We start from the raw sequence: 9,356 nt of genomic DNA on the forward strand, positions 1-9,356 counted from the left end.
AAATTTGCAGCGCATTTTGCGCGTAACCCAGGGTCAACACGCAAAAACCTGCGTTGACGAAACTCTGCGTTCAATCAATCAACCTTCCCCGAACCAGAATACGTCGTCGCCTCCCCGGAAAAGGGAGGCGACTTGTGCCGGCGATCGGGGCGATCACACAGCAAAGGTTGGTGATAAAATCGAGTTTACTCCTTACGGGGGAGGCATCCGACTGAAGAGGCCGACGCGGGGTCACGGCCACGGTCAGAGCAGGCCGCACGGCTCGTATCTGGAGCGGAACGAACGAACCAACGGAGGTACAGCTCATGCCAACGCTTGAATGGATCGGGAAGGACAAGGTGATCAACCACCACCAGGAGGTCCCCTTCCGCGTGCTGGAGAAGAAATACACCGTGGGGGCCGATGAGAGCGACAACCTCATCATACGCGGCGACAACTTGGAGGCCCTCAAGGCCCTTCTGCCGCGCTACGAAGGTCGCGTTAAGTGCGTGTACATCGACCCGCCATACAACACCGGCAACGAGGGCTGGGTGTACAACGACAACGTGAACGACCCGAGGATCCGTCGCTGGCTGGGGGCGGTGGTGGGAAAAGAGGGCGAGGACCTGAGCCGACACGACAAATGGCTCTGCATGATGTACCCGCGCCTTCGGCTGCTGCACCGCCTGTTGAGCCCTGCCGGCGCGATCTTCATCAGCATTGACGACGCGGAATACTCCAACCTGAAGGCCGTGTGTGATGAGATATTCGGCCCGGACTGCTTCGTGTCCAATATCTCATGGCAGCGCACCTACTCCACCCGCAACGACTCCAAGGGCATCGTCAACGAGGTGGAACACATCCTGACCTACAGCCGGCGTCCCGGCTGGAATCCAAACAAACTCCCAAGGACGGAAGAGATGGACGCAAAATATAGGAACCCAGACAACGACGTAGCCTTGTGGCGCTCTGATAACCCCTTTGCGCCCGGCGCGGCCACCCATCAGGGCATGGTGTACGCCATCCAGCACCCCTTTACCGGCGAGATGATTTACCCAACAAATGGACGTTGTTGGACCTTCGGACAGGACCAGATGCTGGAGATCATGAGCGGGTGGACGGCCTACAAGCTGCAAGACCTCCACGACGAGGAGGCACGGGCGATCGTGTGCGGCGTGGCGGCGGAGGAGGTGCGCCCCGGAGTGCAGGCCATCGTGTTGGCGGTTCCTCCGGAGAAGGCCGCCGCCGATGCGCGAAAGGTGTACAAGCGGGGCCAGTGGCCACGGTTCTACTTCACGAAGGGCGGCAAAGGCGGCATCACGAGAAAGACATACCTCGACAGCGTGGGCGGACGTCTGCCGACGAATCTGTGGACCTACGCGGAGACGGGGCACACCGACGAGGCGAAGAAGGAGATGCTGGCCATCTTCGACGGCCGGGCCACCTTTGACACACCGAAACCCCGGCGGCTGGTAGAGTTCGTGTTGAAGATAGCGGGCGACCCCGACTCCATCATCCTGGATTCCTTCGCCGGGTCCGGCACCACGGCCCACGCCGTGCTGAATATGAACAAAGCCGACGGCGGGCGGCGGCGGTTCATCCTCGTCGAGATGATGGACTACGCCGAGAGCATCACGGCGGAGCGCGTGCGCCGGGTCATCAACGGCTACGGCGGCACGGAAGGCACGGGTGGAGACTTCACCTTCTGTGAGCTGGGCCCGACGGTGATGACGGCGGAGGGCCTGATCAACCCCAGGACGCCGACGGAGCGCCTGATGGAGTACGTGTGGTACACGGAGACGCGCCAGCCCTGGGCCGGGGCGCCAACGGACGCCAGCCCCTGGCGCCTGGGGGAATGGAACGGGACGGAGTACTATTTCTACTACGAGCCGGACCGCCCCACGGCCCTGGACGAAGCCTTTTTGCGGACGCTCCCGGCGGGGCCGGCTGCCAGAGTCATCTACGCGGACATCTGCACCTTGTCGGCGGCCAAGCTGAAAAAATACGGAGTCTTATTTAAGAAAATCCCGCGGGACATAACGAAGATATAGGGGGCGCGAAAGATGGAGTTGAAATCGTATCAACAGGATGTCCTCGCCGATCTGTCGCGTTTCCTTGACTTGTTGAACGAAACGCAGAACAGCAGGGAGGCCTACCGCCGATTGTGGGAGGAGCGGGGCGTGCCCGTGACCGATGGCGGAAAAAGCGGAATGGCGACCTACCGCGTCGGACTGGAGGGTGTGCCGGAAGTGTGCCTGAAGGTGCCCACCGGCGGCGGCAAAACCTTCATCGCTGCCAACGCGGTGCGCCGGGTCTTCAATGCCATGCCCGCCCGTCGCGTGCGGGCCGTAGCGTGGCTCGTGCCATCGGACGCTATCCTGACGCAGACGCATCAGGCGCTCTCCACCGCCAGCCACCCCTACCGCCAGCAGTTGAACCTGGACTTCAGCGGCCGCGTTGAGGTCTATACGAAACAGGAACTTCTGAACGGCCAGAACTTCAACCCCGTGGCCGTGACGGAGCAGCTCTCCGTCTTCGTGCTGTCCTATGATTCCTTCCGGACAAAGAATAAGGAGGGCCGAAAGGCCTATCAGGAGAACGGGAACCTGGCTCCCTTCGCCAGATTTTACAGGGAGCAGGAGGCCGAAAGCGGCGGCGCATCGGCGGAGGCCGACGACACGGCGCTGATACAGGTCATCCGCCGCATGAATCCAATGGTGATCGTGGACGAGAGCCACCACGCCCAAAGCGAGTTGAGCCGGGAGATGCTGGCGAACTTCAACCCCTGCTTCGTGCTGGAGCTGACGGCCACACCGAAGGAAAGGAGCAACGTGATCTCCTTCGTGGACGCCGTGCAGCTGAAGCGAGAGCACATGGTGAAGCTACCGGTCATCGTCTATAACCGCCGAACCCAGGGCGACGTGTACGCAGACGCCATCAGCATCCGGGAGAAGCTGGAGCGGGCCGCCGCCTCGGAGAAGTCCGGGGCGTACATCCGCCCCATCGCCCTGTTTCAGGCCCAGCCGAAGAACAGCACGGACAACGCGACATACCAGAAGATCAGGGACACGCTGGTGGATGCGGGCATCCCGGAGGCGCAGATCGCCATAAAGACCGCCGACCGGGACGAGCTGCGGGGCGTGGACCTGCTCTCGCAGGACTGCCCGGTGCGCTTTATCATCACGGTCAACGCGCTGAAGGAGGGCTGGGACTGCCCCTTTGCCTACGTGCTGGCCACGGTGGCAAACCGATCTTCGCCGGTCGACGTGGAGCAGATACTGGGGCGCGTCCTGCGCCTTCCGCACGCGCGAAAAAACAAGAGCGAGGTGTTGAACCTCTCCTACGTCATCACGTCGTCGGCCGACTTCTACGACACGCTGGAGCGCGTGGTGGCAGGGTTGAACAACGCAGGCTTCAGCAGTCGGGACTACCGCGCGGAGGACTCTGCGCCCGCCGCCGAGGCGGACACGCAACCTTCCGCCCTGCAGCTCCACATCTCCCCCGAAGCGGATTCAATGAACCCATCGGGCGCCCATGAGACTCCAGAGGCAAATGAGGACCAGGACGTGGACGTCGTCGCGCTGAAAACCAGGGTGGCGGAGGCGATGAAACCGGACGAGGATCGCTCGTCGGAACCTGAAATATCCGACGAAATTCCCGGTCATGACCTCTTAGCCCGCGCGCTGGAGCAAAACGCGAAATACGAGGCGGAGATGGAGAAGGAGGAAGGCGGGGACGGCAAAAACGGCGGCGGCCTGTCGCGCGTTCCGGTGGAGGTGCGGGAGAAGATGGAGTATTTTGCGATGCGGGAGGAGTATCGGGAGACGGCGCAGAAACTGATCCTTCCGCAGTTCATGATACAGAAGGAGATGCTCCTGCTCTCCCTGGACGAGGGGGACTACGCCAACTATGAGATCGTGGAGCCGGAGGACCTGACGGTGGACTTCACGTTGCGGAACAAAGACACGATGATCGACTTCAGCACGATGAACACCCAGATCGGCGGCGTGGACGTGGGGGCGAAGGGCGAGGCTCCCAGGGCCTGGAAGCTCTCCGAAGCGGATAGCCTCCAGTTCAAAAAGTGGTTCAGCTCCCAGCCCTCCACCGTGAGGATAGCCGTGTGTCGGCAGACGATCTTCGAGCAGCTTTCGTCAAAGATCAACTGCATCAGCGACGTTGACCTGAGAAAGTACGTCGAGCGCGTCGTGGAGAACATGGACTCAGATCAGCTTGGGGACATGGAGCAATCGCCCTTCCCGTACTTCAGGAAGATTCAGGAAAAGATCAACGCGCTGCTGACGGAACACCGAAGGAAGCGTTTTGAGCTTCTGCTGAATCAGGGAAAGATCATCTGCCGTCCCTCCTTTCGTCTGCGGGAGGTCATCTCTCCGGTCCGTCACACCGCGGCGATCGCAAAGTCCCTCTACACCGCCGAGGAGGACATGAACGGCTACGAGCGGGACATGGTGATGGAGCTTTCCGGTATGGATAACCTGTTGTGGTGGCACCGGAACATCGCCAAGCGGGAGTTTCAGATCAACGGGCCCCTGCACGCCTACCCGGACTTCATCGCAATGACCAAAAGTGGCAAAGTCTTGATGATCGAGGCGAAGGGCGACCACTTGGAGAACGCGGACTCACGGGAAAAAGCCTGGACCGGGGACAAATGGGCCAGCGCGGCAGGGAAAGACTTCCGCTACTACATGGTGTTTCAGCAAAGACAACCGGGCTGGCCGGGCACGTGTAATATAGAAGCATTCAAAGCCATCGCTCGCGGGTTGTAGGGAGAGATACCACGAGAGAGGCACCCTCTCCATCCCTGGCGTTACCTTAAAAATCCAGTTACCTTTCGTCGGACTTCGTCCCGCTGAGGGCGGTCATGGTCCGCAACTGCTCCAGGATCCCGGAGGCGTTGTCCAGCGAGATGGATCCTACCTTCTCACAGATGCGTTCCAGGTACTCCAGCTCCTTCAGCTTGAAGAGTGTGGCGTTCTCCTCCATGAGCTTTGCGGTGTTCAACAGGCTGCGGGTGGAGGCCACCTCCTCGCGTCGGGTGATGACGCTGGCCTGGGCCTTCTTCTCTGCGACCAACACCGTGTTCATGATCTCCCGGATCTCGCCTGGCAGGACGATGTCCCGAAGCCCCGCGGAGACGAACTCCACGATTCCGTCATGGGGCAGGGCCTCCAGGACCAGGGAGCCCAGGTCGTTCCTGCGCTCCAGGAGCTCGTCGAACCGCAGGTGTCCCACCACCTCGCGCAGGGCCAACTGAAGGGCCGCGTAGAGCTGGCGCTCCGGGTCCTCCTGTTCCCGATACAGGCGCACCGGGTCCAGGACTCGGTACGTGCAGACGAAGTTGAGACGAAGGGCCACCTTGTCCAGGGTCAGAATCTCCTGGCCCGCGACGTCCACCTGGCGGATGCGCAGGTCGCAGGGCGTCCAGTCGATGTTCCTGCCGTTTCTCCAGAAGAAGTACCGTCCCGGCTCCAGCAGGCGCTCAAAGCGTCCGTCCACGTACAGCAGGGCGACCTCGTGGGCATCGACCTCCACCCGCTCACAGAGCGAGTTCGGGATGGCCTCCTGGACCAGCGGAGGCAGGGTAGCGGTATCGTCCTCCGTATCCACCAGCTTGAAGTCGTGGCTCCTGAACACCTTCCAGTAGGTGTGCTCCCCCGGCTCCAGCACGCCCGCAAAGCGTCCGTCCACGTAGTGCAGGGCCACGTGCCCGTCGGAGACCCGCACCGTCTCTACCTCCCGCGCGAAGTTCTCGTCACGAAGGTAGACCGGCAGCGGGATGTCGGCGTTCAGGGGCTCGTCGTTCACGTCCAGCCGACGGACTTCCTCTCCCAGAAAGCGAAACAGTCGGTGCTTGCCCGTTCCCAGCATCCTCACGAAGCGACCGTTGCGAAAGAGAAACGCGCGCTCGTTCTCGCCGACTGTGATCTTCATTTTTTCCTCCTTAAAATTCATTCCGGGACGCGCCTTTCGTCAATCAGCGTCCTTGAATATTGATGGAATACGGCGTCGCCCCTCTGTCCCCGTGGGGCTCCGTTCCGTCCGGGACGCGCCGGGCCGGAGCCGTCCCCACCGGGGAGGCCTGGGCCACAGCAGGTCCGGGACGGGGCCTCGGACGCCTCGAGACGGTTTCAGGGGCGTCCGGCCCAAACTGCGACCGAACCGGCAAAGCGCCATATCCCATCGTTCCGACTTCGTCGTTTTGTTTCTACGCAACTCTACCATTGAGCTACCCGGCCTCCCGGCCGGAGCGGGATTCGAACCCGCAACTTCAGCCCTGCGCTCTGCCTTTGAGCTATCCGGCCTCCCGACCGGAGCGGGATTCGAACCCGCAACCCCAGGATTCCTCGCGGCGGCTCAGCGGAACGCCCAGGAGCAGTGCTCAAGGGCGCCGCCGGACTTTTTTGAGGTCCCCCGACGCGCTGAATACAGGATAACCGATCGGGGCAAAAAGTTCATTCAAAAAAACTTGCGAACTTTGGGATACGCGGGGGGAGGCGGCATGGTATGCTGAACGAAAGGGGCCGGGAGGCCCCGTTTCAGGACGAAGGGGGAAAGGAGATGCGTTTTTCGGAGCTTGTCAAAAGCCTGGATCGGGCGCGCCGCTATCTTCGGGATTTCTACCTGTTCGGCTACCGGACCCGCGAGGAGTACGAGGCGAGGCGAAGCTACGACAACGAGCGGCGGCGCATCGAGAGCTGGCTTGGCGACTCGATGCGCCGCACCCCCGCGCCGGGCGGCCGCGCCGTCTCCCTCTGCCTGGACGCCGCGGACGAACCGCGCAACCCGCTCTACGCCCTGTGGGCGACCAAGAGCTTCACCCGAAACGACATTCTGCTCCACTTCCTGCTGCTGGACCTCCTGAGCGACGGTGCGTCCCTCGCGGCGGACGAGGCGACTGACGCCCTGGCGGAGCGCTGGGGCGAGGTCTTCGGCACCGCGACGGTGCGCCTGAAGCTGAAGGAGTACGCGGAGTTGGGGCTTGTGGAGGAGGTCGATTCGGGACGCCGCCAGCGGTTCCGACTCGCGCCCCTGTGTGCGGAGGACCTGGGCGGGGACCTGCTGGAGGCCGTCGATTTATTCACGGAGGCGGCTCCCTTCGGACAGATCGGCGCCCGCATCCAGGACGAGTTGGGGCGGGTCAACGTCCTCTTTCGCTTCAAGCACGACTTCCTGGTCCACACGCTGGACGACGCGGTCCTCCTGACCCTGCTCACGGCCACGGCCGAGGGTCGGGAGGTCGTCCTGAAGCTCCGCGACCGCACCGTCTCCGGGACGCCGGTCAAGGCCCTGTTCGGGCTTCAGAGCGGGCGGCGCTACGGCGTCCTGCACCGGGGCGGGCGCTTCACCCTGATCCGGCTGGACCGCGTGGATTCGGCGCGGCTGGGGGAGCCTGTCCCCGACTTCGAGGCCAAGCGGCAGGCCTTCGACGCCCTCCTCCCCCGCCTGTGGGGAGCCAGCCTTCCCTACCCACTTCGAGAGGAGCGGGTGCGCATGGTCCTGACCACGGAGGGACGGAGGGAGCGCTACGTAGCAGAGCGCCTAAAACGAGAGGGGCGCGGGGGGAGTGTGACGGAGCGGCCCGACGGGACGATCGTCTACGAGCGGCGGGCGTCGGACTCCATGGAGATGCTTCCCTTCCTGCGGACGTTCACGGGACGGATTCTGAGCCTGAAAGGCGACAACCGACGGATGCTGCGGCGCTTCCACGACGACCTCCGCCGCATGGAGGCGCTCTACTCCGGCGACGGCGGGTCCGTCCCCTGCGGCCCGATGCCGAAGGAGGGTTCGGTGCCAAGAACGGCCCGCAGCGGCTCGAAGGGGAACGCCGCAAGCGACGGCGGGCGGTGCAGGGCAGCGGACGCGCTCTTTCACGAGGCCTTCGGGCGCTACTACGTCATCGCGGCCCGATTGCTGGAGCGGGCCGACCGGGAAGGCCCCCTGACCCTGGAGGCGATCCGACGGCGCGTCGCCCGGTGGGGCTTCGCCGAGACCCCCGCCCTGATGCTCCCTCCCCTGACGGAGGGGGAATGGCCGCTCTTTCAAAGGGGGGCCGACCGTGCCTTCGTCCCCCGTCTCCGCTCCGTTCGCCGCCCGCTCTCCACGCTGGAACGGCGATGGCTCGCCGCGCTGCTGGAGGACGAACGGATGGGGCTCTTTCTGGAGCCGGAGGCCCTGCGCCGCGCGAAGGCCCGGCTGAGCGGGGCTGCGCCGCTCTTCCGGGCCTCGGACCTCTGCGCCTTCGACCGCTCCCACGACCCCGATCCCTTCCGGGACGAGGAATACCGCAGCGTCTTTCGCACGGTCCTGACGTCCCTTCGGGAGGGGCGGCTCCTGTGGGCGCGCTTCACGTCGGGGCACGGTCGCGAGGTCCGCGGGAACTTCCTGCCCCGAAGGCTTCAATACTCCCTGAAGGACGACCGGTTCCGCCTCCTCGCCCGGCGCGCCGACCCAGGGCTACCGGCTTGGGAAGAGACGATCAACCTGGCGCGCATCCAGTGCGCCGTCCTCGGCACGAGGTACGCTGCAGCCGAGGGCGCGGCCCTCCCTTCAGCGCGGACGGAGCCGGTCGTGCTGCTGCTGACGGAGGAACGGCAGGCCATGGAGCGGGCCCTTCTGCACTTCGCCAGCTTCCCCTGCCGTCCCCAAACCGGACCCAGCGGGGAGCGCCTGCTCCACATCCTCTATGACACCCAGGACGAGAAAGAGCTCCTGATCCGCGTCCTGGCGTTCGGCCCCCTCGTCCGGGTGCTGGGGCCGGAGCGCTTCGTCGAGATGGTGCGCCGGCGGGTCCGGGAGCAGGCGCGCCTCCTGGGCCATGCGGCCCCGCAGGGGGAGGGAGACACGAAGGGTGCGGTTTAGCGCCCCCGCCCCGTCAACCGACGCCCCCTTAAACGACCATCGCACACGGCGCGCTCCCCCCGCCCGCAGATGGGCCTACAAAGCGGACAGGTCGCGGCTCGCGACGATGTCCACGTCCGTGCCGCAGGCGCCCTTCAGGATCGTCTGTCCGATTGCGATGGGCGCCGGGACCTCCAGCTCCCCCACGGCCCGCGCGATGTCCAGGAGCTTCCCCTTGGGCGCCGGGGTCCGGCTCCGCACGGGACAGACGGGCAGCCGGCCGCCCTTCACCCGCACCGTGGAGGCAAACACCCGGCAGGGGTTCTTCACCTCGGACTCAGCATAGGTCTTGCCCCGCGGGCAACTGTTGCCGCTCACGCTCACGATCGCGTCCCCGTCCAACGCCACGGTCAACCCGCAGCCCAGAGGGCAGGAGACGCAGATAAACTTCCGTTCCCTCGTCATTCCAGCACCACCGATCCCTTCCGGTCCCGTCAACGCACTGGCTCATACCAAATCGC

At 64.2% G+C, this 9,356-nt stretch carries 5 protein-coding genes and 1 tRNA gene; 3 read left to right on the forward strand and 3 right to left on the reverse strand.

Features of this window, described 5'->3' with window-relative positions:
- The first annotated feature begins 305 nt into the window (after nucleotides 1-305).
- Together SY1_RS04200 and SY1_RS04205 are read left to right on the forward strand one after the other, a co-directional pair.
- Nucleotides 306-2,030: a site-specific DNA-methyltransferase gene (locus SY1_RS04200; protein WP_015556283.1), complete on the forward strand. Its 1,725-nt coding sequence runs from the start codon at nucleotides 306-308 to the stop codon at nucleotides 2,028-2,030.
- 12 nt (nucleotides 2,031-2,042) lie between these two features.
- Entirely contained in the window at nucleotides 2,043-4,763 is a 2,721-nt protein-coding gene (locus SY1_RS04205) for a DEAD/DEAH box helicase (RefSeq protein ID WP_015556284.1), read from the forward strand.
- Nucleotides 4,764-4,821: 58 nt separating this feature from the next.
- Here the strand turns inward: SY1_RS04205 and SY1_RS04210 are convergent, their stop codons facing one another.
- Both SY1_RS04210 and SY1_RS04215 read right to left on the reverse strand, forming a co-directional pair.
- The gene (locus tag SY1_RS04210) at nucleotides 4,822-5,928 is read right to left on the reverse strand and encodes a slipin family protein (RefSeq protein WP_208872805.1); all 1,107 of its coding nucleotides are present in this window, start codon (nucleotides 5,926-5,928) and stop codon (nucleotides 4,822-4,824) included.
- 308 nt (nucleotides 5,929-6,236) lie between these two features.
- A tRNA-OTHER gene (locus tag SY1_RS04215) sits at nucleotides 6,237-6,299 on the reverse strand.
- 202 nt (nucleotides 6,300-6,501) lie between these two features.
- Between SY1_RS04215 and SY1_RS04220 the strand changes: the two genes are divergently transcribed.
- Complete coding sequence (locus SY1_RS04220; RefSeq protein WP_015556286.1) at nucleotides 6,502-8,856, forward strand: WYL domain-containing protein; 2,355 nt, start codon at nucleotides 6,502-6,504, stop codon at nucleotides 8,854-8,856.
- A 75-nt stretch (nucleotides 8,857-8,931) separates the two neighbouring features.
- Here SY1_RS04220 and SY1_RS04225 read toward each other — a convergent pair whose 3' ends face one another.
- On the reverse strand, nucleotides 8,932-9,300 hold the full coding sequence (locus SY1_RS04225) for a DUF1667 domain-containing protein (RefSeq protein WP_015556287.1): 369 nt from the start codon (nucleotides 9,298-9,300) through the stop codon (nucleotides 8,932-8,934).
- Nucleotides 9,301-9,356: the final 56 nt, after the last annotated feature.

Origin of the sequence: Fretibacterium fastidiosum (assembly GCF_000210715.1) — a bacterium.
Lineage (GTDB): Bacteria > Synergistota > Synergistia > Synergistales > Aminobacteriaceae > Fretibacterium > Fretibacterium fastidiosum.